Source organism: Prochlorococcus marinus str. MIT 1214, from assembly GCF_027359355.1.
Lineage (GTDB): Bacteria > Cyanobacteriota > Cyanobacteriia > PCC-6307 > Cyanobiaceae > Prochlorococcus_B > Prochlorococcus_B marinus_F.
Genome location: NZ_CP114777.1, coordinates 20,140 through 45,196, shown reverse-complemented (window position 1 = coordinate 45,196; position 25,057 = coordinate 20,140). Strand labels below are relative to the sequence as shown.

Sequence of the window (25,057 nt, the reverse complement as noted above, 5' to 3'; positions counted from 1 at the left end):
AGTTCATGACATCAACTGGATCAAAAAAGAATCAAAACCAAAATAGCTGGAAAGGATTGTTGGTTTGGATATTAATTGCGCTTTTATTAAGATGGCAAGCAGTTGAACCCAGATGGATTCCATCTGGATCAATGATTCCAACTTTGCAAATTCAAGACAGAATATTGATAGAAAAAATAACCCCAAGACTTAATAATAAACTAAATAAGCATTTAAATTTAAATACCATTGTTATTTTCAAACCTCCAAAAATTCTTACAGAAGCAGGCTACAGTGATGGTTCAGCGCTTATAAAAAGAGTCGTTGGATTACCTGGAGACAAAATAGAAGTTACTAATGGGAAACTATATAGAAATGAAAAAGAAATAAATGAACCTTGGATTAAAGAACCTATCCAATATGAAATGGATGCAATAAATGTACCTGATTATTCACTTTGGGTCTTAGGAGACAACCGAAATAACAGTTTAGACTCTCATATTTGGGGAGCTCTCCCAGAAAAAAATCTTATAGGTACGGCGCTTGCAAGGTACTGGCCCATAAAAAAAATAGGACCTATTCGGTTCCCATAACCTAAATTAAATTTTATTGGAGTACGTTTTGCGATATTGTGTAATCACATGGAAAAAACTGAATGTTTAATCCTGAATTTTTAGCTACAGACAATAATGAGGGCCATGAGGCAAATGCTCTAATTCAGTACTTACAAGATCAACCTGCTGACGTTTTGCAAAGAGTCGCAAAATCTGCCAGTCCCGAAATTCAAGAAATAATCCGACACAATGTTCAAGGTTTACTTGGAATGCTTCCGGGAGAACAATTTGACGTAAAAGTAACTTCTAGCAAGGATAATCTGGCCAGTTTATTAGCCTCTGCGATGATGACAGGGTACTTCCTTAGACAAATGGAGCAAAGGAAACAATTAGAGGAAACCCTTTTATCTGACGAGGAAATGTCAGTCGATCCAGATAAAATTTAATCACCAAATTTTTTCAGAGGGTCTCTAGGTACTACGCCGATTTTTAATAATTTTTGATCTAACCAACTTAAGAATCCAAAATCACCTTTACTTGTAGCCCAATCTGATTTGTTAATTTTATTTTTTAACGCTGTTACTTCATTTTTTGAAAATCTAACTTTCCCGCTGTAATGAGCAGATATTAACCAAGAAAGACCTTGCAAAGATTCAACTTTATTTAACCAAGTTATTAAAGCTTTTTGTCCTCTAGGGAAAACCAGCCTTTCTATAACAGGAGCAATTTGTATCAGAGGATTGTTTTTCCCAACAAGTTTTTTAGCAGACAACTCCCAGCCTTTCTGCCAAGAAAAAGGATATATACCAAAATGTGCTCTTTTATTTCTTAAATTTGGTTTAAAAGCGTTTCCAAAAATTTCTTTCATTTTTGGTATCTCTAACTTTTCAGGTCTTAAGTAGGAGGCAAAAAGAACCAAACGAAGCCATCCTTTCCTTCTCGCAATTGGCGTATCAATTAGCTCTTCAGACCCCTTCTCTCTTGAATGAAACAATAAAGGGGTAGGATCTAAATCAAAGAGCTCAGGAGGAGTCTCCTCAATACCCACAAGGGCATCAGTAACCAACAAAGATTTTGATGGTTTATGAAAACAAGATATTTCTTGAAATCGTCCAAGTCCAATATCAATTGGTCCCAATGGAATCCAATCTAAATAATCACTATGAGGGAATCCATCAGCTAATAAAATATTTGTTCTTTTAGAGGGAATTCCCAACCAATCAAAAGGCAATTGAAATGGGAAACTCCATTGTCCTGGACAAACCCATATTTTTGAATCAGGAAAAGCTCTAGCCAATGCAGGTAGAGCAATTTTATGTTCCAAACCAGAGGCCGTTGGTAAAACAATAGTTTTTACAGGACCAATTTTTTTTACAAGTACGTCGATGTCACTCAGCAATTCTTCCGTCGGAGGGAGAGGGTTAATTATCATCAATTCATTCTTTACTCTTAAAACTAATAGCCTCACAGGGACAGCAACATAATAAATCCCCTGAAGTTGCTCAAAACTCCAAATCTGATTTGGAACTAATTCCCTGAATATTGTTCTTTTTCTGCCATAAGGATAGAGCGGTAAAAGTGGCCACCAACTCCATTTTTGTTCAGAAGCTAGGTTACTCATAGTTGTAATAAATTAATCATTATTTATTAGAGATTGGTTTTTAAATATTCCATATCTCGGAGCGAATAAAAATGCTATTAGAAATATTAATGTTTGAACTAAAACGATAGATCCACCTGTTTCAATATCTGACCAATAACTTATATAGACACCTAAAATACTTGAGAATGAGCTACTAATAACTGCTAATAAAGTCATTTGATCAAAACGATCAGTCAATAAGTATGCTGTAGCACCAGGCGTAATAAGCATTGCTACTACGAGGATAATACCAACAGTTTGCAAACCAACTACTGCTGATAGAGATAATAAAGTTAACAACAAATAATGCAGTACGCCTGTATTAATTCCTATAGATCTAGCATGCTTAGCATCAAAACAATAAAGCATTAAATCTTTTCTAAATATAAGCAAAATAGATATAACAATAAACGAAATTATTAAAGTTTGGTTAACATCTGAACGAGAGATCCCTAGAGGACTTCCAAAAAGTATTTGCATTAGATCAATATTACTTTTAATTTTTGAAACCAATACAAGGCCTAATGCAAAAAAGCCAGTAAAAACAAGTCCTATTACTGTATCTTCTTTAATTCTAGATTTCTGTTTAACAAATCCAATCAAAGCAACTGAACCAACTCCAAAAACAAACGCACCTAAGGAGAAAGGGAGCCCTAATGCATAAGCAACAACCACCCCTGGCATAACCGCATGGGAAACTGCGTCACCCATTAAGGCCCAACCTTTTAAGGTCATATAACAAGATAAAAGTCCACAAACACCTCCTACTAATGCGCTAACCATTAAAGCTCTTCTCATGAAGTCATGAGTTAATGGATCCAATAGCCAATCAACTGGCGTAATGGATATTAGAAATTCACTCATTTACAAAATCTTTACTTGAAGTCGGCCCTGATAAAGGATTTGGTGGAATTCCTCCAAATGTTTTATTTAGATTTTCTGAAGTAAAAACTTCCGAGGTTTCACCATAAGCAAGAACAGTCTTATTGATAAGTACAACAAAATCACAAAAATCTCTCACATGATTCAAATCATGAGTAGATATCAAAATAGTGTGTCCTTCTTGTCGAAACTGAAGGAATAGCTCAGCCATAAGCTTTTCAGTAGGCACATCAACTCCAGAGAAAGGCTCGTCTAAAAGAAGTACTGATGCCCTTTGAGCAATTGCTCTTGCAAGAAAAGCTCTTTTGCGTTGCCCTCCAGATAAAGAACCTATTGGTCTTTTTCTGAGATCCAAAAGATCAACTCTCTCAAGGGCATGAAAAACTGCTGTTCTATCTGACTCTCTTGGGATTCGGAAAATATTCATCGAGCCATATCTCCCCATCATCACGACATCCCAAACACTCACGGGAAATGAATAATCTATTCCTTCATTTTGCGGAACATATGCAACCGACTGCTCCTTCTGTGCTTGATTAACCTTGATCCCATTAATCCTTATTTTTCCCCTTGATGGTCTAACAAAACCCATTAGAGCTTTAAAAAAAGTTGATTTTCCTGCGCCATTCATCCCAACAAGGCCGCATATAGAACCAGCTTTTAAATTTAAACTTGCGTCATAAAGAGCAACTGTACCGTTGTAGTCAACACAAACTTGATCTGCCTCAATACGCATAAAATCTTTCTCGTGACTTTTAAAAATTGGATTCATTATTTTTTCACTGCTGAGATAGATAAACCATCAATAATTAATCGAACATTATGTCTTAGTAAATCTATATAGGTTGGGGCAGGACCATTTAGATCTGAAAGAGAATCAACGTAGAAGGTTCCACCAAAAAAAGCCCCGCTGGATTTCGCAACTTCCAGTTGTGCTTCAGCACTAACTGTGCTTTCACAAAAAATTGTAGGGACTTCATTTTCTTTAATTTTTTTTATTAGATTCACCATTCTTCTTGGGGTTACTTGACTTTCAGAATTAACTGGCCACAAATATGCCTCCTTCATTCCGTAATCACGGGCGAGATAAGTAAAGGCTCCTTCACATGTCACCAAAAATCTTCTTTCCTTCGGAATAGAGGATAAAGAATCCCTTAGCTCTTTATCAAGTGATTCAAGTTTAGCTTTATAGGTTGAAGCGTTAGATGAATATTCAAGAGCTCCATCAGGATCGATTTCGATAAAAGCATCGACTATTTTATCTACATAATTCATAGCTCTTTTGGGTGACATCCAGGCATGAGGATTTGGCCTGCCTGCATAAGCATCACCATCTATCAATAATGGCTTTATCCCCTCGGTTAATTTCACCTTGGGAATATCACCCGTACTACTCATGAATTTCGAAAACCATGCTTCAAGACCTAAACCATTTTCAATAATCAGTTTTGCTCCTTTAGTTTTTACAATATCACTAGGTGTAAATTGATAACTATGGATTTCTGCCCCTGGTTTCGTTATTGATTCAACTAGAAGTCTATCCCCAGCGACATTTCTAGCAAGATCCGCCAAAATTGTAAAAGTAGTTAAAACGAAAGGTCTTTCATTGTTTGGTCCAGAAGTTTTTTTATTTACACATCCTGTCAAGAATAAAATATTTAAAGCAATAAAGATAGATAAACTAAGTATCTTTTTTTTCTTATACATATACTCAGAAAAAATCTTTTTATTAAACATATATTTTAAATTAGAAACTATTAATATCTTATCTAAATGTAAGTCAAAGATATACCAAAAGAAAAGTTATCAACTTAAACTGATTTAACTTTGTAATTAATAGATTGAGTCTGAATCCATTCTTTTGATTGCTTTAAAAAAGCCACCCAATCAACTCTTTCTAGCTCAGCAGCTTTTGATACAAGTTGAGGAGCTTGTTGCTTAATAAGTTCTAAATCAGGTTGAGTTACTCCATTATTAAGGGCCATCCAATCAGCCATCGATCTTCCAACCACTCTGGTTAAATAAGCAGCACTTAAGGCCTGAATTGTTCCAGCAGCCACCCAAGAGGAGCCATCAAGCTTTGCCAAACTCAACAACGACTGTCCACTCCATTCGACCACTCCTTGAGCAATTGCAGCCATTGCTAGTTGTCTTGAGACTGCTTCAAGTAATTCTGGCTTCATTTTGGAAGACCATATTTTTGACATTTCTTTGATCATCAAGCCATTAACAACTGCAACTGCAAGCAAATCAGTTGAGGCGACAGGGGAGGCGAAAACGATACCAGCAACTATCCACTGAGATCTTGTTTGAATAACCTTGAATTTTTCTCTTCTTAATTTTTCTAAATCTTTTTGCCAAGAAGTATGCAATCGAGACAAAAGTCTTTGCTTAGTAATATCTGTATTCTTCTTTGGATTTTCAAGAAGTTTCTTAATTGGAGAAAGAACCGTTGCCATTTCTGTTTGAGATCCATCCCATTTCAATACTCTGTGAGTCCATCTATCAGGTAATTGAGCCTCTAATGCATTTCGCTCATCAGACCAATCAGTAGATTCTTTACTGGCAACCATTAGCCAGGCTGGTTGATCTGTAGGGATATTTTTTATCCACAAAAGATCAGCTGCGCTCATTGGAAGTACCAAAGAATAAACAATAAAATCTTGTTCTTGGATTAAATCTGGCAAAATCCAATTTCGATCTCTTACAGGAAGAGCTGGTGGAAAAGAAACTTTTATTTGATTTTTTATGCCTAAAACTTTTTCCAATTGCTCTTTATCAGGTAATTTTACGCCTTTTGTTTTCAAGAAACCAATGCTTTGATCTTCGCTTCTATCAATAATTTTTTGCAAGGAATATATTCTTTCTTTTTTTCTTTCACTTTGCTCTCCATCCTCAAGTAAGTACTCAAAATTCTCTAAAACGTCATGACATCTTCTTACCCATCCTTGAACAGTAGAGGGAGCCTCAAATGAAACCTTTCCTGGTTTTAAAAAATAAAAAATACAACCAAGTCCTAATAGCAATCCAAGTCCACCCCCAGGAATATGGGCTACATCACTCAAAACCCATTGACCTGTAATAGTTAGCCCAATAAAAAGACTAATTTTCGGAATCGAAAAAGAAGGAAAGGAGAGAGGAGATTTTGTTAATGAATGATTTTCCACGATTTCAATAAATACAGTTTCTTCTTAGCTAACTTTCATTTTAAAGCAAATTTTCCCTTAATAACCGCAAAGAAAGAAGGTTTTACGTTTTTACGAAGAAAATTTATGCCTAAAGAAATCAAATCATTCCGCTGGAATCAATATCCTTAGATGTGAAAGTGCTAATCAAGATATTCAAATATGTCGCAAAAGTACCGGCTATGCGTCACACTTGCCCCTATTGGCAAATATGTTCATGGGTGACTCTTACACCAATAATCAGTCCGGTGGTGGCGATTTCCAAAACCAAAGACAAAATGTCCGTAATAACTTTAGAGGTGGCCGAGGCCCTAACAATAGAGAGGGAGGCTTTCGTATTCGCTTAAGTGATAATGAGATGCGAGCAGCCAGATCATTACAAGAAGCCTTTAATCTTCGATCTACTGTCGCTGTTCTAGGTTTCGCAGTAAGAACTCTTGCGCAAATGCTTGAAGATGGAAGTCTTGAAAATTTAGTCAACGAATATAGGTCTCAAGCGCCTGCCAATGACCAAAGAAGAGGCCGGGGTAACAGGGGAAACTATAACGGTGAAAATAACAACTCAGTCAACACAAAGCCCAACCCTTTTGCAAGGCCAGAAAAACCAGTTAAAGAAAAAGAGGTCGCTGATACTGATCAGGAAAACAATGTTACTCAAGATCCTGAAGAAAAAGATAATGATCAAGCGCCAGAAGCAAGTTCAAATGAAGATGCTTCCACAGATACAAGCGAGCAAGGATAAGTGAATCAGAAGCGAGTCTTATCTGGTGTTCAACCTACAGGAGATGTTCATATTGGTAACTGGCTTGGAGCAATAAGAAATTGGGTTGAATTACAAGAAAACTACGAAACTTTTGTTTGCGTTGTTGATCTTCATGCAATAACGACTCCGCATGAACCTAAATCTCTTTATCAAAATTCAATATCTACTGCGGCTTTGTATATCGCTTGTGGGATGAATCCTGATAAATGCTCAATATTCATTCAAAGTCAGATAAGCGCGCATAGCGAACTTTGCTGGATATTAAATTGCTTAACTCCTTTAAACTGGATGGAGAGAATGATTCAGTTCAAGGAAAAGTCAATTAAACAAGGTGACAATGTATCTATTGGATTATTAGATTATCCAGTCCTCATGGCAGCGGATATTCTTCTCTATGACGCTGATTTAGTTCCTGTTGGAGAAGATCAAAAGCAGCATCTAGAGCTTGCCAGAGATATTGCTTCTCAACGAGTTAATTCAAAATTCGGAACCAAAGAAAATCCAATACTCAAAGTTCCAAATCCTTTAATTATAAAAGAGTGTTCCAAAGTCATGAGCCTTACAGACGGAACAAAGAAAATGAGTAAAAGCGACCCAAACGAGAATAGTAGGATTACTTTATTAGATAGTCCAGATGTAATTACTAAAAAAATAAAACGTGCAAAAACCGACTCAGAATTAGGATTAGAGTTCGGGAATCCTTCAAGACCTGAAGCTGATAATCTTTTAACAATTTATTCAATAATTTCTGGCTTAGGTAGAGAAAAAGCAGCTGAGTATTGTGCAGAAATGGGCTGGGGTAAATTCAAACCAGAATTTACAGAGGCAATGATTAACGTGCTCCAACCAATTCAAGAAAAATATAAAGAATTAATGAATGATCCAGAAGAGTTAAAAAGAATACTAAATAAAGGTAAGCTTACTGCTGAGGAGGTTTCTAAGTTAACATTAAATAGAGTTAAAGAAGCTCTAGGATTTTATTCGAATTTGTAGAAAATTATGCCAATAATTACATTACCTGATGGAACCGAAAAAAAATATAATTCCGCTGTAACAATTGATCAAATAGCATCAGAAATTGGTCCTGGTTTAGCAAAAGCAGCGCTAGCAGGGAGAGTGAATGGGGAATTAATCGATACTTGTATCCCTATAACTCAAAATTCTCATATACAGATTATTACATCTAAAGATGATGAAGGACTAGAAATTATTAGACATTCATTCGCTCATCTTCTTGGACATGCTGTAAAACAATTATACCCCGAAGCAAAAATGGCAATAGGGCCAGTAATTGAAGATGGTTTTTATTATGATATTTCTTATAAAGATACCTTCACTCCTGATGATCTTATCAAAATTGAGAAAAGAATGAAAGAGTTAGTTAATAGAGATTATAATGTAGTTGTTGAAATAGTTAGTCCAGAGAAAGCAACGGAAGTTTTTACTGATAGATGTGAAATTTTCAAGCTAGACATAGTTAAAAATATCCCTAAAAATGAAATCATAAAGCTATACAAACATCAAGAATATATTGATATGTGTAGAGGTCCTCATGTGCCAAATACAAGGCATCTAAGAGTATTTAAGCTAATGAAAGTATCCGGGGCTTATTGGCGCGGCGACTCTAAGAATGAAATGCTACAAAGAATATATGGAACAGCCTGGAGAAGCTCTAAAGAATTAAAAGAATATATCTCTAGAATTGAAGAAGCTGAGAAAAGAGATCATAGAAAGTTAGGAAAAAAGTATTCACTTTTTCACTCACAAGAAGAAGCACCAGGTATGGTTTTTTGGCATCCTAAAGGGTGGACTATTTATAGAATTTTAGAAGATTTTATTCGGGAAACCATTACAAAATATGATTATCAAGAAGTTAAATCTCCGCAAGTAGTTGATAGAAGTCTTTGGGAGAAATCAGGCCATTGGGATAAATTTAAAGAAGATATGTTTACCACAACTTCAGAGAACAGGGAATATGCAATAAAACCTATGAATTGTCCATGCCACATACAAATATTCAATCAAGGTTTAAAAAGCTATCGAGATCTTCCTATTAGACTTTCTGAATTTGGTTCTTGTCATCGCAATGAGCCCTCTGGAGCACTGCATGGCTTAATGAGGGTAAGAAATTTTGTTCAAGATGATGCACACATATTTTGTACTGATGAACAAATCCAAGAAGAAGTCCAAAATTTTATTGATTTGGTATTTGAGGTTTACAAAACCTTTGGCTTTGATTCAATTCTTATTAAGCTCTCAACAAGACCAGAGAAAAGGGTTGGGAGTGATGATATCTGGGACAAATCAGAAAAAGCCTTATCTGAAGCACTTGATTCAAAAGGATTAGATTGGTCGCTACTCCCTGGAGAAGGTGCCTTCTATGGTCCAAAAATAGAATTCTCCTTAAAGGATTGTCTCAACAGAGTATGGCAGTGCGGAACAATACAAGTGGATTTTTCCATGCCTCAAAGGCTCAATGCAAGTTATATAGATATTACAGGAAGGAAACAAACACCTGTAATGCTTCACAGAGCTATTCTAGGTTCTTTTGAAAGATTTATTGGGATTTTAATTGAGAATTATTCAGGAAATTTTCCTACATGGTTATCACCTGTTCAAATAATGATTATGGGCATAACTGATAGAAATAATGAAGCATGTTTTAGTGCTAGAAATAAATTAGTTGACTTTGGCTTCAGAGCTGAAATTGATATCAGAAATGAAAAAGTCGGTTTTAAAATACGAGAACATACTATGCAAAGGATACCTTTCTTGATAATTATTGGAGATAAAGAAGAAGAGAATAATGAAATATCAGTAAGGACAAGAGAAGGTAAAGATCTTGGTAATATGAGTATAGACAAGTTTAAATTAATAATTGACGAATCAATTAGCAAAAAAGGGATACAAGTTAATCAAATCTAAATTAAAAACGATTTTAATAACTAATGAATTTACTTGCTGGAGACCTTGGAGGAACTAAAACCATATTAGCTGTTTATTCGAACGAGAACTATCCAAAAAAATTATTTAAAAAGCACTACAAATCATTAGAATGGAAATCTTTTTACTCAATATTTGAAGATTTTATTAAACATTTACCAGAGAATATATCACTCCCTGAATATGTTTGTATTGGAGTAGCAGGCCCAATAAATGGCCAGAAAGTTAAGATTACAAATCTAGGGTGGGATATCGACATAGAAGAATTATCTAAGCTTTCAAAAATAAATAATATTGAATTAATAAATGATTTTTCAGTTTTAATATATGGGATACCATTCTTCAAAAAATCCCAATATGAAGTAATCCAAGGAACATTAAATACTGAGTACAAAACTAATCAAAAATTAGTTGCCATTATCGGAGCTGGTACTGGATTAGGAATGTCCAGAGGATTAATTACACCTACAAACATTTTTATATTTCCAAGTGAAGGGGGGCATCGGGAATTTTCCCCAAGGACTGAGAACGAATGGGAATTAATCAAATGGCTAAAAATTAAGCTAAATATTCAAAGAGTCTCGATTGAAAGAATAGTTAGTGGGACTGGCCTTGGAATGATTGCTAGATGGAAATTGGATGATCCAATAAATGAAAACCACCCACTTCAGAAAACTTTAAAAAAAATAGATAATGACAAATCAGCTTTCACAGATTTACCTGCACTTGTATGGGAAAAAGCAACTAACGGAGACAAATTAATGTCTGAAGCTTTGAGAATATGGCTCAATGCTTATGGATCTGCAGCTGGAGACCTTGCTTTACAAGAACTTTGCACTTCAGGGTTATGGATTTCAGGCGGAACAGCAGCAAAAAACCTCGATGGAATAAACTCTTCTAACTTCCTTAATGCATTTAGTAATAAGGGTCGCTTTCAATCTTATTTAAAGGAAATCCCATTGATTGTTCTTAAAGATCCAGAAGCGACATTATTCAGTTCAGCTTGCAGAGCACGCTTAAGTGCCGAATCAAATGGGAGACTTAGCTAAAGGATAAAAACATGGGGCCGCCAAAAATAGGACAAACTGTCGTAGTAGAAGTTCCTTCTACTACAGCCAATATTGGTCCAGGGTTTGATTGCCTTGGTGCAGCACTGGATCTTTCCAATCAGTTCACTATTAAAAGAATTGAGGGTAATGCTGAAAGGTTTGAATTAATAATGGAAAGTACTGAAGGCAATCATTTAAGAGGCGGTCCTGAAAACCTTTTCTATCGAGCCGCGCAGAGAGTTTGGAGAACAGCAGGTGTAGAGCCTGTCGCTCTTGAAGCAAGAGTAAAATTAGCTGTGCCTCCTGCAAGAGGACTTGGAAGCAGTGCTACAGCAATCGTGGCAGGATTAGTTGGAGCAAATGCACTCGCTGGATATCCTTTGCCTAAGGAAAAATTATTGGAGCTAGCAATAGATATTGAAGGTCATCCAGACAATGTTGTTCCGTCATTAATAGGAGGTCTTTGCGTAACAGCTAAAACCGCAAACGACAGATGGCGCGTAGTCCGCTGTGATTGGGATCAATCAATAAAAGCGGTAGTTGCAATTCCATCTATTCGCCTTAGCACCAGCGAAGCAAGACGTGTCATGCCAGAAAACATTCCAGTAAATGATGCCGTAGTCAATTTAGGTGCCCTTACGCTTCTGCTTCAAGGACTAAGAACTGGAAATGTTGATCTAATTGCAGATGGTATGCATGACAAGCTTCATGAACCCTACAGATGGGGATTAATCAAAGGTGGGTTGGAGGTAAGAGAAGCAGCAAAGGCTGCCGGAGCTTTAGGATGTGCAATTAGTGGAGCAGGACCAAGCATTCTTGCATTGTGCAAAGCGACTAAAGGCCGAGAAGTCAGTGTCGCAATGGTCAAAGCCTGGGAAGCTGCTGGTGTAGCAAGTCGTGCTCCTTTAATGAGCCTCCAACTCAGAGGAAGCGAATGTATTTCAAACACCTTTGGGTAGTTCTACTCATGAAAACGAACAAAAACTGATAGCTTTATGGCTGACATGCCCCAAATTATGGATGCCAATCTGCCTATGAGTATTGATTCTCAGACAGTATTTCCATGGCTTTCACTAATTGTGCTCCTACCCATAGTTGGAGCATTAATAATGCCTTTCCTCCCAACGCAAGAAAGTAAAAATTCAAATCTGCCAAGAAATATAGCCCTAATTATTTTACTAGCCGATTTTCTAATAATTGTATTGGCTTTTACCAATTTGTTTGATCCAAGTAGCGAAAGTCTGCAGTTAGTTGAAAGACTTCAGTGGCTTCCTTCAATAGGACTCGAATGGTCATTAGGTGTAGATGGTATATCTGCACCGCTAGTAGTTCTAAGCGGTCTAATAACTTTTTTATCCGCAGCTGCAAGTTGGAAAGTAAAACAAAAAACAAGGCTTTACTTTGCTTTACTACTGATTCAAGCTTCAGCCCAAGCTTTAGTTTTCTTATCACAAGATTTCTTACTATTCTTTTTAGCTTGGGAGCTTGAACTTGTTCCTGTCTATCTATTGATTGCTATTTGGGGAGGGAAAAGAAAACTATATGCAGCAACAAAATTCATCCTTTATACAGCTCTAGCTTCCCTTTTAATATTAATTAGTGGGCTTGCTTTGGCTCTTTCTGGAGATCAATTTACCTTTAATTTAAGTGAAATCGCAGCCAAATCTTTTACTGGTAATTTTGGTATATTTTGTTATTTAGGTTTTTTAATTGGTTTTGGAGTAAAGCTTCCTATCTTTCCACTTCATACCTGGCTCCCAGATGCTCATGGAGAGGCAAATGCACCGGTTTCAATGTTATTAGCTGGTGTTTTATTAAAAATGGGAGGTTACGCTCTCATAAGATTTAACGTCCAAATATTACCGGACACTCATTTAATACTCGCCCCAGCTTTAATCATCATTGGGATAGTAAATATTATTTACGGCGCTCTAAATGCTTTTGCTCAAGACAATGTAAAGAGGCGCATAGCCTGCAGTTCTGTAAGTCATATGGGTTTTGTTCTTGTTGGAATTGGTGCAGTGAATGCACTTGGAATCAGTGGAGCGATGCTCCAGATGATTAGCCATGGACTGATTGCTGCCGCAATGTTTTTTGTTACTGGAAGTTTTTATGAAAGAACTAATACTCTGTCAATACCGAATATGGGTGGTCTCGCAAAGGCTTTGCCAATTACTTTTGCATTCTTCTTAGCCAGTTCTTTAGCATCACTAGCCTTACCAGGGATGAGTGGGTTTATAAGTGAAATCACAGTTTTTCTAGGCATAACTAGTCAAGAAGGATTCACTTCGTTATTCAGAGCAATAACAATCTTGTTAGCAGCTATTGGACTGGTCTTAACTCCTATCTACCTTCTTTCAATGTGTAGAAGAGTATTCTTTGGCCCAAGGATACCTGCTTTGTCGATAGTCAAAGAAATGGATGCGAGAGAGCTTTCAATAGGTTTAAGCCTCTTAGTTCCTACATTAGTAATAGGTTTTTGGCCAAGGATAGCTATTGATTTATATGAGGTATCAACAAATGCTCTCGCACAATCATTAATTACCAATAACCTTGTACCCATTAGTTAATTTTTGAACCTAAAAAATGACTTCAATTAAGCCAACAGCATTGTTAAAAGGTGAAGGTCTTCCTGATTACGATAAAATCACCCCTAACGAGATTACTGAAAATATACCTAAACTGATAAAAGAACTAAATGAAGAATTAAATAAACTAGAAGAACAACTCGAAAAACAATTACCGACCAAGAGCTCTCTAAGTTGGGAAGATGTAATGCCTCAGCTTTATGATATAGGTGAAAAGCTCAGATGGAGCTGGGGAGTTGTAAGTCACCTGAATGCCGTATGCAATTCCAGTGAGCTACGTGAGGTTCATTCAAATCAGCAACCTAGAATCGTTAGGTTTAGTAATCAGCTTGCTCAAAACGAAGTCATTTTTAAGGCGCTCTCAAATTTAAAAGAGCATGGGAACATAAAGGATGAAACTCAAATCAGAATAATTGAGACAGAATTAATAACGATGAAAAACAAGGGGATTGGTCTAGAAGCTAATGAAAAAGCACTATTTAATTCTCGCAGTGAGCGATTAGCTGAATTGTCAACTACTTTTAGTAACAATGTATTAGATGCGACTAAGAATTGGAGTCTTTTATTAAAGAACAAGTCAGAAGTCGAGGGACTTCCTGAAAGAGCACTTGAAACATTGGCTCTTGCAGCAAAGGAGTCTGGTGACAAAGATGAAGAAGGTAATGATCCATCAGCATCAAATGGCCCATGGAGAGTTGGCTTAGATATGCCTAGGTACATTCCTTTCCAAACTTATGCAAGAGATAGACGTCTAAGAGAGAAAGTTTATAGAGCCTTTGTAAGTAGAGCTAGCGATGGAAAGATTAGTAACAAAAAAATTATTGAAGAAATTTTAGATCTCAGAAACAAACAGGCAAAACTATTGGGGTATAAAAACTGGTGTGAAATTAGTTTGGCCACAAAGATGGCGGATAGTGAAAATGCTGTTGAGATGTTACTCGAAGAATTACGATTAGCTGCAATGCCTCATGCTGAAAAAGAACTTATAAATCTTCGTGATTGTGCCAAAAGAAACGGAGAAAACGAAGATTTTGAGCTATCTCCATGGGATATAAGTTTTTGGGCTGAAGTTCTACGCAAAGAGAAATACGATCTTGACCAAGAGAAACTCAGGCCATGGTTTCCTTTAAATCAAGTCCTTAACGGTCTATTCAATCTATGCAAAAGACTTTTTGAAATTGAGATTAAAGAAGCGAGTAACACAGCTCCTTTATGGCATAAAGATGTCCGTTTCTTCGATGTTAAAAATATAGATGGCCAGAAAATTGCATCATTCTATCTAGATCCCTTCAGTCGTCCTGCTACAAAAAGAGGGGGAGCCTGGATGGATGAATGTTTGTGCCGAAATCAAAAAACGAAAGATGATATTGTTCTCCCGGTAGCCTATTTAGTCTGCAATCAAACGCCTCCTATTGCGGACAAACCCAGTCTGATGAGTTTCGAAGAAGTAGAAACTCTCTTCCATGAATTTGGGCATGGACTACAACATATGCTGACAACAGTAAATTACCCTCAAGCAGCCGGTATTAATAACGTTGAATGGGATGCTGTGGAATTGGCAAGCCAATTCATGGAAAATTGGTGCTTAGAGGATCAAACAATTTCTGAAATAGCAATACATTGGAAGACTAAAGAGCCATTACCAGAATCGGAAATCAATAAATTGAGACTAAGCAGAACATTTAATTCTGGGCTTGCGACACTTAGGCAAATACATTTTGCTCTTACTGATCTAAAACTCCACAGTCAATGGAATGAAAATTTAGAAATTTCCCCAGATGAGTTACGACGAGAAATCGCAAAAAACACAACAGTGATGGATCCTATTCCAGAAGATCAATTTCTCTGTGCTTTCAGTCATATTTTTGCTGGTGGCTATGCAGCTGGGTACTACTCTTATAAATGGGCTGAGGTACTCAGTGCTGATGCCTTTGCAGCATTTGAAGAGGCAGGTCTTGCTAATCAGGATGAAGTCCGAAAGATTGGTAAAAAATATCGTGATTCAATTCTTAGTCTTGGTGGTAGTCGTTCACCAAATAAGGTTTTCAAACAATTTAGAGGAAGACTTCCCTCTACTGAAGCCCTAATAAGACATAGTGGTCTTACTTAGCTATTAGTAAAAATCTTTTTAGCTAAAACATCTAAAGACCTAGGATTTGTTATCAACTCTTTATGTGTCAATACAGGTAAGTGATAAGAATCACCAACAGAAAGTTTTGCTTGCCAGCCTGGGAATGACATCAAGTCCCATTTTGTAAAGAAGCTCGTACATTCAACTTTTTCTAAGGAAGTCAAGTCATTATTTAGTTGGGATAATAAGCTACTTCCTCTTTTCATCTCTGCAATTCCTGGCATAAAAAATGAAGGGATCATTTGGGCTGTGTAAGTACCAAAATGAGGAGTACCAATACTAAAGAAACGTTTAGTTCTTAAAAAACCATCATGATTTTGTAACCAAACCCTGCTTATTAATCCACCCATTGAAAAACCAACAATATCAATTTCGATTTCAGGACCCACCAGTTCTTCAATCTTAGAATCAAGATCTAGAGCTAAACGCTTAAGGGAGGTCTTTCCATATTTGTGTGGCAAATGTGGTCTATACAATTCATAATCATCTTCGTTTATTTTTTTAATTAGTTTTTCAAATAATTTAGGATTGTTCCACAAACCATGAACAAGAAAAATTGGTCTTTTGTTTATATACAATTAATTAATAGGAAATAAGAAATTTCTCTTTTTTTCGATTAGAACACTTCCAGTAAATCCATCTATTGGTGGAGAGCATTTTGTCAGCAGAATATGAATTGGGACTGGACCATATAGAGACTCAAGAAGATTCAAAATTTGATCACTAAAATATTCAATCGTTAAGCATTTGATTTCAAATGAAAGTTTTTTAACAGCTTTAATTGCCTCGCTATAATCTATTGATTTATCTAATTTATCAAGCTTGGATGACTCATCCAATTCCAACCAAAAACTGAGGTCAAGAAGAAATCTTTGACCATGTATTCGCTCACTTTCTAAAACACCTACATGAGCCCATAGATTAATATCTTTGATATGAATTGCGCTTAAATTATGAAGTTGACTCATAATGGTAGATCAATATGAGAAAAACTTCTATCTCCAGAAGCGAAGTCCTTAACGAGATCACCATCACCTCTGAGATAATAGCGATAGGTAACTAAGCCTTCCAATCCAACTGGTCCTCTTGGTGGAAGAGTCTGTGTGCTTATACCAACTTCAGCTCCAAACCCATATCGGAAACCATCAGCAAAACGAGTAGAGCAATTATGATAAACACCTGCACTATCAACCGAATTTAAAAATTTTTCAGCAATCATCTTGTCTTCAGTAACTATTGCCTCTGTATGTCGAGAGCTATATTTACGAATATGTTCAATAGCTTCGTTTACATTACGAACAATTTTTATTGATAGAATTAAATCAAGATATTCTTTAGACCAGTCTGATTCATCAGCCTTATTTTTTACCCCTAAAGCTTGACTCTTTGTATCTCCCTTTAGAGTAACTCCTTCACTTGAAAAAATTGGCAAGCCTTTCTTCAAAAACATCTCGGCAACATCTTCATGAATTAATAATGTCTCAATTGCGTTACAAGCAGCAGGATATTGAATCTTACTATCTAAAGCTATGCTTATAGCCTTATCAATATCTACAGAATTATCCACATATAAATGGCAAATTCCATCAGCGTGCCCTAAGACAGGGATACGAGTATTTTCTTGAATAAATTGAACCAACTCATTGCTACCTCTAGGTATTATCAAATTCACAAACTTATCTAAACGTAGTAAGCCTAGACTTTCTTGACGTGTGGTAAGCAAAGACAACGCTCCTGAACCCACATTTGATTTTCTTAATCCTTTATCAAGAGAATCCATTATTGCTTGATTTGTGTCTTTTGCCTCACTTCCTCCTTTTAATAACGCTCCATTACCAGAACGAACAGCAAGAGACGCTATTTGTATTAATGCATCTGGTCTCGACTCAAATATCACTCCTAAGACTCCTAATGGAACTGTCACTCTCTCAAGAATAAGGTTTTCATCCAATTCCCTATGAAGTTGTCTTTTACCTATTGGATCTGCAAGATTTGAAACTTTGAGGACTCCGTCTATGCATCCTTTGAGTTTAGTTTTTGTTAACTGAAGTCTTGATAGAAGTGACTTATTCAACCCTTCTTTTTCTGACCTTTCAAGGTCTTGAACATTTGCTTTTAATATTTCATCAGCATTATCATTCAAAGCATTTGCCATTTCAGTCAAAGCCTCACACCGTTGTTTGTTTGTGGATTGACCAAGCGAAATAGAAGCCTCTTTTGCACTCTCGGCTATTTTTACTAGCTGGGGGGTAGGCTCAGGAACTGAAAAGTTTGTACTCATTTGATTTAGATCAACTATTTAATCAAAGATAATTTTTCACTATCTTTAAAATATTCCTTTAATGGCTAATCAAGCAATAAAAGAAGATAAAAATCTATCTAGCTGAGCATTTTCTAAGTAGATCATTTTTTTAACTATTCATTATTTAATATCTAAAATAGAGTTGGAGTTGACTTTGCCAATTCCCATTCTTATCAAACGAGCCTAGTAGACCTACGTTGGGATTCATTTGAAAAGTAATATTTCCTTTCGGTGGAATATCTTTTCGGTTAGGCGCAGCCTGAACTGAGAAATTAATTTTTTCGTTAAGATCAACTCCTATTTCGGTCACCCATGCCTGTTGACCAGGTAGATTAGTATCTTCCTGGTCAGCACTTGAAGAACTACTATCACTAGTATCATCCTCTGAATCTGATCCATTTATATATGCCGGATACAATGATATTTGAAGCCTATCACTCAAAAAACCATTGATATTGCCTTGAAGATACGAAGCAAAAGATCTATTCAAAAAGCTTGCAAGCACATCACCATTGCCTCCACTACTTATTAGATTTGCAAGGGAATTACCTCCTAAAAGTCCTATCAACTCACTTCTTCCCAAAGATGGAGTACTTCTCAATTGAAAATTTTCACTAATGCGATCTGCAGGTCCAGAAGCCGCTACTTCGACATTTACGAAACGAGATCCTCCAATACCAAATGATGCCATGCCATTAGAGGCAAAATTACTTACGTCTCTAACATTATCTGGAACACGGCTATTTAGAGTCACGTCAACATATGGAACCAAGCCCATAGATGGTACAAATACGGCTACATTAGGTTCACTTTGATCTAGATTAAAAGTAGTCGTAAAGAGATTAACGTAGCCACTATCAAGTTTAATAACTCCACTAACATCAAGAGTCTCGTCAAAAGCGCCATTCAAGACAAGGAATCCATTTGTTTCAAAGCTTGCCAAGGGTTGAGAAACTAATCGCAATGAAGGGCCAAGTGCGAGCTTTAAATTATCAAAGGTTAGTGATTCAAATCCATTAGGCAAACCAGCACTAACTATTCGACTTGCAGGTGCATCTTCATCTTGAATAAATAAAACCAGAGGTTCTTTCTGGTTCCAGTTTTGTTCTGGTAATTTACGTATTATTTTGACCTTAGAATCTTGATAACGATCCGATTTTTCAGATGAAGTCTTACTTGGATTGTTAGCCCTTTTAGCAAAAATCGAACCTTCTGAGATAAAGACTTCACCTGATAATTGAGGTTTCAAAATAGATCCCTTAACAACAAGGTTAGACGAAGCTCTGATGTCAGTAAATGCCGTCTTAATACGTGTTTTTTCTATCGAAAGAGCCAATGGCTCGCTTTCACTTAATTGAGAATCAAACAACGAAATTCCACCTTGACTATTAATTACACCTTTTGCTCCAATATTTGCTTTGAGTTCTCGAACCTCAAGTCTATTGAAATCAAAAACTATTATGCTATTCAAATTATTAATTTCTTTATCTTGAAAAAGTAGCTCACTGTTTTTTAAAACCAAAAAACCATTAGCAACCGGTTTCGCAGGGGTTCCTCTAATCAACAAGCTTAAATCAGCTGTCCCTAAGGTCCAAGAGACATTCCCTTTCGTTAGCCCAGTCAAGAACGCTAACCCATCTCCATGACTTTCGATCTTTAGATCAATAGGATAAGAACTAATTAATGGGTAGGTTCCACCTAACTGAACAGGATTTGCCGAAGATTTATCCCTTAGAGTGATATCAAATTCGAGATTATTGTCTTTAAATATAATATTTCCATTATCTAAAATAATCTTTCTGTTATAAATTACTGTATCTTTAATAATTAAATCTGCTGTAACTTGTGGAGTTGAATTAGCTAAACTATATTTACCTTTCAAACCAAAATACCCATCAACCGCTGAAGGTATTGGTGCAACTAGAGATAATAATGAAAAATTTAAATTAAGTAAAGAAAAATCTCCCAGACCTGAAGCTAGGTTCCCATTAAAAGTCACCTTAAAGGGTCTGATTTTATTAGAATTTATAATCTTTAATTTATTTGTCCAAACCTTACCAAAAGCTTTTGCTTCTAAATTTAAATCAGATAGGTTTGGACCACTTAATTTAATATCAGCATTAATATCCCCCTTTAGATCATAAGGATTAATAATGCTTTCACTATTTACCTTAGAAATCTCTTCTCTATATGAATCTTGAGACCTAGTTAAAGCTTCGAACTGAGAATCTATAGAACTAATTGGATAACCAATTATAAATTTCTCTAAATCTTCAGCCTTCCCAATTGCATCTGAATATTTCAATCCTAATTTAGGAAACTCTAAAGCTGTAGCAGTAATCCAACTAGCGCTTACATCCTTCACTTGAGCTAACAAAGAAAATTTGGAGCCATTATTAATATCAAATTTAATCTTTCCATTTTCAGATGGTATTAATTCACCTGTTAAATTAGTTTCTGAATTTTTAATTTGACCTTTAATACTTGCATTTTTTAATTTGAAACCTAACAATCTAAAATAATCTAAACTCAAATCACCATTAAGAAATAATGGGTCAAGAGAAAATAATCCGTTACCTGTAACTTCCCCAAAGATTCGTTTAAAACTTTTCTCTGGCGGGAATGCCACTTCTACACGATCTAATTTGAATTTATTAGCCTCCCATTCAAAAGCATTTGATTTAGGATTTAGACTTATTTCACCTCCTAATCTATTTAGATTTAAATCATTAAAATCACCATCCTTATTAAAGTTAATTTGAAGATTACCTGGGATAGAAGCACCTTCTGATTTCATTCTCAAAATCCCCCACTTCTTTTCACTTGGAATTCGAGTAAAAGAACCTCTCCATTTTTCCCTTAATCGAATACCATTAACTTGTGGATTTTCCAAGGAAAGGTTAATAGTAGAGTTCAGAGAAGATAAAGGACCCTGAAAATCACCTTTTGTATTTAATTTCCCTGATAATGATGCATTTAGTATTGGATTTAAAGCACCTAAAGGAAAAGATTCTAAATTAAAATTAGCATTAAGTTCCCCAGGAATAAATTGTCTGTCAACTACTGAGATTGGTAATTTTAATTTTAAAGAAAGTGGTTTATGATCAAAATCTTTAATTTTAATAGTAGTTTCAGAATTTATATAAGTTTTATCTTTTTTATAGAATGGTATTTCAGATGAATTAGATATATCCAAATATCCATAATTCCAATTAGAATCAATTAACTTAAGCTTATTTTTATCACATTCTATTTTTGAATTACTTGTAGACAATGTATCACTTAGAGGTCCTCCCCTCAGAGTTAAGTTATTAAGCAATAAACCACCATTACACCTTATCAAGCCTTTCTTAACTCCCAATTTTAGACTTCCATTTATATTTCCTCTTGCAATAAAATTAGAATTATTTCCTAAAATTCTCTCAAAGATAGAAAGACCAAGTTTATTGATTTTTACTTTAGTTTGAAATTCGATTCCATCCCAATAACCCTTTCCTGAAAGATAGAGGCTTCCTTGTTCTTTGGACTCTAGATTAATCGCACCAAAAATTTTTTTCTCACCAAGATTTAGAGATAGATTACCTTTTGCTAATAATGTCGTATCCCCAGCATTAAATACAATTTTGGTTGGTTCTTTTAAATTAAATTTTAGTTGAAGATTGATTTGTTTAGGATTATCTTTCTGGGGAACAACCCAAAATGAACCAGTATCATTTTTGTTTAATATAATTTCTGTTCCTTTTGGATTAAATATTGCTACTGGTTTCCAATTCAATAAACTCGCAAAAGGAGCAAATTTAATTGTTAAATTTGAAATATTAACTGAGGAAGCATCTTTAGTCCCTGGAAGAAGCCTTGTTGGCCCCAATTCAACTCCCCATGGTCTGAGCCCCCTGTATGAACCTATTTTTAAAGGATGACCTAATGAATTAGATAATGTTTTCTCTATTTGTGGAGAAAAACGGCTTATAGTTCTATCTACTAGTAGATCTGCGCCACTCCAAATCAAAACACCACCCAACGCAGCAAAGGTTCCAGCAAGTCCCCAACGCTTTAATCTTTTAGAGCTCCACTCATCTCCCATGAAACATTATTCTCAAACTTGGGGGAGCTAACAAACTATAAAGAATCAATTCAGGAGAAACCAGCCTATGTCTATGATTGAAGTTATCCAAGATGTTACAAAATGGCTAGCCTGGGGGGGTGCAGGACTGGGCGTATTGACTATTTTGGCTTATTTATTTAACTGGGGAATTAAATTCCGACTAACTGGGACAACAATTTTCACACTTTTATTATCTGCTAGTTGCTGGGCCTTTGAGCAAAGCTATACTCCTCCCTTTAATGTTGAGGGCTACAAATATGCTCCTATTGTTTACGACAATGGATTTGATTTAGTTGTTGCACAAGCATCTAATGATTTCCCTAAAGAAGCAATAAAACCAACATTGTTACAAATAGCCGGAAATTTGAAAGGGGGAGGAAGAAATGGCGCTCAGGTCAAAGTCAGGCTCAGAACAATAGAATCCGCTGGTGATGGAATAAGTAAACCAATTATTCTAGGTGAATTAATAAATGATTTAAAAGAATCAAAGATAATAGAATTACCAGACAGGAATTATTCTCCAAGTGAAAATTTATCAAATGATGCTGATATTGAAGAAATTTCCTTATTAGAGACTGATGAGTAATAAGTCATTATTGAAAGATCTTCCTAAAAGCTTTTATCAAGAAGAAAAAATACTCATATCAAATAATATAAAAACATGGGATTCTTTATTATCTATTAGTGATGAAGAAATAAATAATCTAATCTATGGAAGCTTGGGAAGTGTTCGCAATCTAAAAAGACTTAAATGCATAGCATATTTTATATGTACTTTAGATATTCAACTTAGCGAAGCTGCCTTATTGATGCACTCAGGGTTAATTTCTAATAAGGCCATTTCACGACTTACGCCTCAAGAGCTAGTTCAAAAGACTGGGCGCTTTGAAAGAACTCTACGAACAGGAAGAATTCCAATAATAGATCTAAAAAAAGCTCATTTTTTAATAGAGAAAGCAAAAAAAAATTTATTTAATGTACCCAAGTGCCATTAGGTAATAGAATATAATTAATCCAATAGAAACTTGGTAAACTAATTGAAATGAATGGTTTACTAATCACTTTAATATTTGCATCATTTGGAATCAATCAAGGTGTAATCGCTCAATCAAGACTTCTTGAAGGTGTAAAAAGGAATCCTGATGAAGCGAAGTCTATTTGTGAAAGCTTTAGAAAACTAAATAAAGAAAACATTTCAGCCGGTTCACAAAAATCTATTCAAAAAATCTCAATTCAAAAAAATATAAGCGAAGGAGATGCTGAGATCCTTTCTATGTACGTAAGAGGTCTTTATTGCCCAGAAACTTTTTAAAACAAATAATGAATTCAATAAGATACAGAGACGAAGACTTAAAACTTAAAGACGGAACATTACTAAAATCTCGAATCTGGTCGCCTCAAGGAAACGGGCCGTGGCCTGTCTTGCTTATGCGCCAGCCATACGGAAGAGAAATTGCTTCAACAATTACATATGCACATCCATCTTGGTGGGCCAGTAAGGGCTATCTAGTTGTTATACAAGATGTACGCGGTCAAGGTGGTTCTGAAGGAGATTTTTCAGGTTTCAAGCAAGAAGCTTCAGACACTAGTCAAACTCATGATTGGGTGCGATCCTTGCCTGAATGCAATGGCCTACTAGGCACATACGGTTTTTCATATCAAGGGTTAACACAACTCATTGCGGAGGAAGGAACTACTCCACCTGATTGCATTATTCCTGCAATGACAGGCCTTTCAGAGAATGAACATTGGAGTTGTGAAGGAGGAGCGTTTTGGTGGCACTTGGGAATTGGATGGGGTTTGCAATTAGCCGCTCAAAAAGCAAAAAGAGAGAAGAATTGGACAGCTTGGCACGAAATCCGTGAGAGTCTTAACTCAAAAAAATATTTATATGACGGTCATAATTTACTTAAAAAAAATGACCCAGAAGGTATGGCATATAAATGGCTAAACCTTTCGTGTACTAAAACTCCACAATGGAAAACCCATGAGCCATTAGATAGTTGGTTAAAAAAACCTTTGCTTCTAATTGGGGGTTGGTGGGATCCTCATTTAAAAGGTATTTTAGATATTTTTGAGAAATCTAAAAAGGCAGGAGGTAATCCTAAATTACTAATTGGTCCTGCGACTCATCTTCAATGGTGGGAGGGAGCACAACACACCCAGTTAGATTTTTTTGATTCTCATTTAAAAGAAAACAAAGAAATTCATATCCCTCAAATCAATCTTTGGAATCTAACCACTAAGAGCTGGGAGCTTTCGGTTCAGAATAAAACGCCTACATGGAATCTTAGTAGCGAAGGTTTAGCCTCAATAAGTCATCTTGAAGGATGCCTAGTCCCTAATTCTGATTTGAAAGCAGATAGTGAAGTGAATTTAGTTCACGACCCATGGAGGCCCATACCAGCAATCGGAGGGCATCTCAGTGATACAGCTGGAGAAGCTAACAGGTTTAAGCTAGATATTCGACCTGATGTCGCAGTATTTACATCAGAACCTATTTTGAATGATCTTAGGCTGGAGGGAATTCCAACTCTTTTTTTAGAAACCAAGTGTGACAGGGAAAGTTTTGATCTATTCGTTGCATTATCAATAATTCCTAGTGAGGTTGAGAATACTGCCACGCAACTTTCGACTGGTGTACTCAGAATTGCCAATTGTGATAGAGGTATTAAAAGCGCTAGACAAATCAGACTTCAACCAATTCTCGCTACATTTAAAGAAGGGGATCGTTTAAGAATTTCACTCTCAGGATCTGGATGGCCAGCAATTGGAATAAATCCTGGCCAGAGTGAATATTTGTGCGAGGGACCTAGCCCTAACTGCCTAGTGACTACAATTTCTCTCTTACTTTTAAATTCAAAACTTAAATTTGAATCACTTATTTCCTCTTAGGGGTTCAATATTTACTGGCATAGGATTAAGCTTACTAGC

Annotated in this window: 22 protein-coding genes; 13 read left to right on the top strand and 9 right to left on the bottom strand. The window is 35.9% G+C overall.

The annotated features are described in order from the left end of the window. Positions 1–5: 5 nt before the first annotated feature. Positions 6–572 carry a signal peptidase I gene (gene lepB / locus O5639_RS00215; protein ID WP_269624521.1) on the top strand — a complete coding sequence of 189 codons (567 nt, stop codon included), beginning with the start codon at positions 6–8 and terminating at the stop codon, positions 570–572. A gap of 62 nt (positions 573–634) precedes the next feature. Beyond that, complete coding sequence (locus tag O5639_RS00210; protein WP_269624520.1) at positions 635–979, top strand: DUF760 domain-containing protein; 345 nt, start codon at positions 635–637, stop codon at positions 977–979. Here the strand turns inward: O5639_RS00210 and O5639_RS00205 are convergent. The 5 genes from O5639_RS00205 to O5639_RS00185 all read right to left on the bottom strand — a co-directional run bounded on the left by O5639_RS00205 (position 976) and on the right by O5639_RS00185 (position 6,224). Then, the gene (locus O5639_RS00205; protein WP_269624519.1) at positions 976–2,154 is read right to left on the bottom strand and encodes a DUF4336 domain-containing protein; all 1,179 of its coding nucleotides are present in this window, start codon (positions 2,152–2,154) and stop codon (positions 976–978) included. The two genes, O5639_RS00210 and O5639_RS00205, sit on opposite strands and share 4 nt — an antisense overlap. Before the next feature lie 12 nt (positions 2,155–2,166). Beyond that, positions 2,167–3,039: a metal ABC transporter permease gene (locus O5639_RS00200; RefSeq protein ID WP_269624518.1), complete on the bottom strand. Its 873-nt coding sequence runs from the start codon at positions 3,037–3,039 to the stop codon at positions 2,167–2,169. Further along, entirely contained in the window at positions 3,032–3,829 is a 798-nt protein-coding gene (locus O5639_RS00195) for a metal ABC transporter ATP-binding protein (protein WP_269624517.1), read from the bottom strand. Before O5639_RS00195 ends, O5639_RS00200 begins: the two co-directional genes overlap by 8 nt. Beyond that, positions 3,829–4,794, bottom strand: a complete 966-nt coding sequence (locus tag O5639_RS00190) for a metal ABC transporter substrate-binding protein (RefSeq protein WP_269624516.1) — start codon at positions 4,792–4,794, stop codon at positions 3,829–3,831. The genes O5639_RS00195 and O5639_RS00190 overlap by 1 nt, the downstream gene beginning before the upstream one ends. 74 nt (positions 4,795–4,868) lie before the next feature. After that, positions 4,869–6,224: a YcjF family protein gene (locus O5639_RS00185; RefSeq protein WP_269624515.1), complete on the bottom strand. Its 1,356-nt coding sequence runs from the start codon at positions 6,222–6,224 to the stop codon at positions 4,869–4,871. A gap of 229 nt (positions 6,225–6,453) precedes the next feature. Here O5639_RS00185 and O5639_RS00180 point away from each other — a divergent pair, with 229 nt between their 5' ends. From O5639_RS00180 to O5639_RS00150, 7 genes are read left to right on the top strand one after another with little or no spacing between them, the layout of a single operon-like run. After that, positions 6,454–6,984 carry a hypothetical protein gene (locus O5639_RS00180; protein ID WP_269625552.1) on the top strand — a complete coding sequence of 177 codons (531 nt, stop codon included), beginning with the start codon at positions 6,454–6,456 and terminating at the stop codon, positions 6,982–6,984. Beyond that, positions 6,985–7,998 carry a tryptophan--tRNA ligase gene (trpS, locus tag O5639_RS00175; RefSeq protein ID WP_269624514.1) on the top strand — a complete coding sequence of 338 codons (1,014 nt, stop codon included), beginning with the start codon at positions 6,985–6,987 and terminating at the stop codon, positions 7,996–7,998. It begins immediately after the preceding gene. 6 nt (positions 7,999–8,004) lie between these two features. Continuing rightward, entirely contained in the window at positions 8,005–9,930 is a 1,926-nt protein-coding gene (thrS, locus tag O5639_RS00170; protein ID WP_269624513.1) for a threonine--tRNA ligase, read from the top strand. A gap of 23 nt (positions 9,931–9,953) precedes the next feature. Then, positions 9,954–10,997: a glucokinase gene (locus O5639_RS00165; protein WP_269624512.1), complete on the top strand. Its 1,044-nt coding sequence runs from the start codon at positions 9,954–9,956 to the stop codon at positions 10,995–10,997. Positions 10,998–11,008: 11 nt separating this feature from the next. Next, positions 11,009–11,956, top strand: coding sequence for a homoserine kinase (thrB, locus tag O5639_RS00160; protein ID WP_269624511.1), 948 nt, complete (start codon positions 11,009–11,011; stop codon positions 11,954–11,956). Between the two features lie 57 nt (positions 11,957–12,013). Beyond that, positions 12,014–13,567, top strand: coding sequence for an NAD(P)H-quinone oxidoreductase subunit 4 (locus O5639_RS00155; RefSeq protein WP_420063679.1), 1,554 nt, complete (start codon positions 12,014–12,016; stop codon positions 13,565–13,567). Between the two features lie 16 nt (positions 13,568–13,583). Beyond that, positions 13,584–15,695, top strand: coding sequence for a M3 family metallopeptidase (locus O5639_RS00150; protein ID WP_269624510.1), 2,112 nt, complete (start codon positions 13,584–13,586; stop codon positions 15,693–15,695). Here O5639_RS00150 and O5639_RS00145 read toward each other — a convergent pair. The 4 genes from O5639_RS00145 to O5639_RS00130 all read right to left on the bottom strand — a co-directional run bounded on the left by O5639_RS00145 (position 15,692) and on the right by O5639_RS00130 (position 22,102). Next, entirely contained in the window at positions 15,692–16,294 is a 603-nt protein-coding gene (locus O5639_RS00145) for an esterase/lipase family protein (RefSeq protein WP_269624509.1), read from the bottom strand. The two genes, O5639_RS00150 and O5639_RS00145, sit on opposite strands and share 4 nt — an antisense overlap. Beyond that, the gene (locus O5639_RS00140) at positions 16,295–16,684 is read right to left on the bottom strand and encodes a dihydroneopterin aldolase (RefSeq protein ID WP_011823372.1); all 390 of its coding nucleotides are present in this window, start codon (positions 16,682–16,684) and stop codon (positions 16,295–16,297) included. Then, on the bottom strand, positions 16,681–17,997 hold the full coding sequence (locus O5639_RS00135; RefSeq protein ID WP_269624508.1) for a glutamate-5-semialdehyde dehydrogenase: 1,317 nt from the start codon (positions 17,995–17,997) through the stop codon (positions 16,681–16,683). Before O5639_RS00135 ends, O5639_RS00140 begins: the two co-directional genes overlap by 4 nt. A gap of 145 nt (positions 17,998–18,142) precedes the next feature. Next, entirely contained in the window at positions 18,143–22,102 is a 3,960-nt protein-coding gene (locus O5639_RS00130) for a translocation/assembly module TamB (protein ID WP_269624507.1), read from the bottom strand. A 73-nt stretch (positions 22,103–22,175) separates the two neighbouring features. Between O5639_RS00130 and O5639_RS00125 the strand changes: the two genes are divergently transcribed. From O5639_RS00125 to O5639_RS00110, 4 genes are read left to right on the top strand one after another with little or no spacing between them, the layout of a single operon-like run. Further along, positions 22,176–22,709, top strand: a complete 534-nt coding sequence (locus O5639_RS00125; RefSeq protein WP_269624506.1) for a Ycf51 family protein — start codon at positions 22,176–22,178, stop codon at positions 22,707–22,709. Continuing rightward, positions 22,702–23,118: a DUF4332 domain-containing protein gene (locus O5639_RS00120; protein ID WP_011823368.1), complete on the top strand. Its 417-nt coding sequence runs from the start codon at positions 22,702–22,704 to the stop codon at positions 23,116–23,118. The genes O5639_RS00125 and O5639_RS00120 overlap by 8 nt, the downstream gene beginning before the upstream one ends. 47 nt (positions 23,119–23,165) lie before the next feature. After that, complete coding sequence (locus O5639_RS00115; RefSeq protein ID WP_011293556.1) at positions 23,166–23,435, top strand: hypothetical protein; 270 nt, start codon at positions 23,166–23,168, stop codon at positions 23,433–23,435. 8 nt (positions 23,436–23,443) lie between these two features. Further along, positions 23,444–25,018, top strand: a complete 1,575-nt coding sequence (locus tag O5639_RS00110) for a CocE/NonD family hydrolase (protein WP_269624505.1) — start codon at positions 23,444–23,446, stop codon at positions 25,016–25,018. Positions 25,019–25,057 lie beyond the last annotated feature (39 nt).

What these genes read in the sequence shown, in the direction of transcription:
- thrS (WP_269624513.1), top strand. Translation starts at nt 8,005, where the DNA reads ATGCCAATAATTACATTACCTGATGGAACCGAAAAAAAATATAATTCC.
- O5639_RS00150 (WP_269624510.1), top strand. Translation starts at nt 13,584, where the DNA reads ATGACTTCAATTAAGCCAACAGCATTGTTAAAAGGTGAAGGTCTTCCT.
- O5639_RS00140 (WP_011823372.1), bottom strand. Translation starts at nt 16,684, where the DNA reads ATGAGTCAACTTCATAATTTAAGCGCAATTCATATCAAAGATATTAAT.
- O5639_RS00125 (WP_269624506.1), top strand. Translation starts at nt 22,176, where the DNA reads ATGATTGAAGTTATCCAAGATGTTACAAAATGGCTAGCCTGGGGGGGT.
- O5639_RS00135 (WP_269624508.1), bottom strand. Translation starts at nt 17,997, where the DNA reads ATGAGTACAAACTTTTCAGTTCCTGAGCCTACCCCCCAGCTAGTAAAA.
- lepB (WP_269624521.1), top strand. Translation starts at nt 6, where the DNA reads ATGACATCAACTGGATCAAAAAAGAATCAAAACCAAAATAGCTGGAAA.
- O5639_RS00180 (WP_269625552.1), top strand. Translation starts at nt 6,454, where the DNA reads ATGTTCATGGGTGACTCTTACACCAATAATCAGTCCGGTGGTGGCGAT.
- O5639_RS00195 (WP_269624517.1), bottom strand. Translation starts at nt 3,829, where the DNA reads ATGAATCCAATTTTTAAAAGTCACGAGAAAGATTTTATGCGTATTGAG.
- O5639_RS00155 (WP_420063679.1), top strand. Translation starts at nt 12,014, where the DNA reads ATGGATGCCAATCTGCCTATGAGTATTGATTCTCAGACAGTATTTCCA.
- O5639_RS00115 (WP_011293556.1), top strand. Translation starts at nt 23,166, where the DNA reads ATGAATGGTTTACTAATCACTTTAATATTTGCATCATTTGGAATCAAT.
- O5639_RS00190 (WP_269624516.1), bottom strand. Translation starts at nt 4,794, where the DNA reads ATGTTTAATAAAAAGATTTTTTCTGAGTATATGTATAAGAAAAAAAAG.
- O5639_RS00130 (WP_269624507.1), bottom strand. Translation starts at nt 22,102, where the DNA reads ATGGGAGATGAGTGGAGCTCTAAAAGATTAAAGCGTTGGGGACTTGCT.
- O5639_RS00120 (WP_011823368.1), top strand. Translation starts at nt 22,702, where the DNA reads ATGAGTAATAAGTCATTATTGAAAGATCTTCCTAAAAGCTTTTATCAA.
- thrB (WP_269624511.1), top strand. Translation starts at nt 11,009, where the DNA reads ATGGGGCCGCCAAAAATAGGACAAACTGTCGTAGTAGAAGTTCCTTCT.
- O5639_RS00200 (WP_269624518.1), bottom strand. Translation starts at nt 3,039, where the DNA reads ATGAGTGAATTTCTAATATCCATTACGCCAGTTGATTGGCTATTGGAT.
- O5639_RS00210 (WP_269624520.1), top strand. Translation starts at nt 635, where the DNA reads ATGTTTAATCCTGAATTTTTAGCTACAGACAATAATGAGGGCCATGAG.
- O5639_RS00205 (WP_269624519.1), bottom strand. Translation starts at nt 2,154, where the DNA reads ATGAGTAACCTAGCTTCTGAACAAAAATGGAGTTGGTGGCCACTTTTA.
- O5639_RS00110 (WP_269624505.1), top strand. Translation starts at nt 23,444, where the DNA reads ATGAATTCAATAAGATACAGAGACGAAGACTTAAAACTTAAAGACGGA.
- O5639_RS00165 (WP_269624512.1), top strand. Translation starts at nt 9,954, where the DNA reads ATGAATTTACTTGCTGGAGACCTTGGAGGAACTAAAACCATATTAGCT.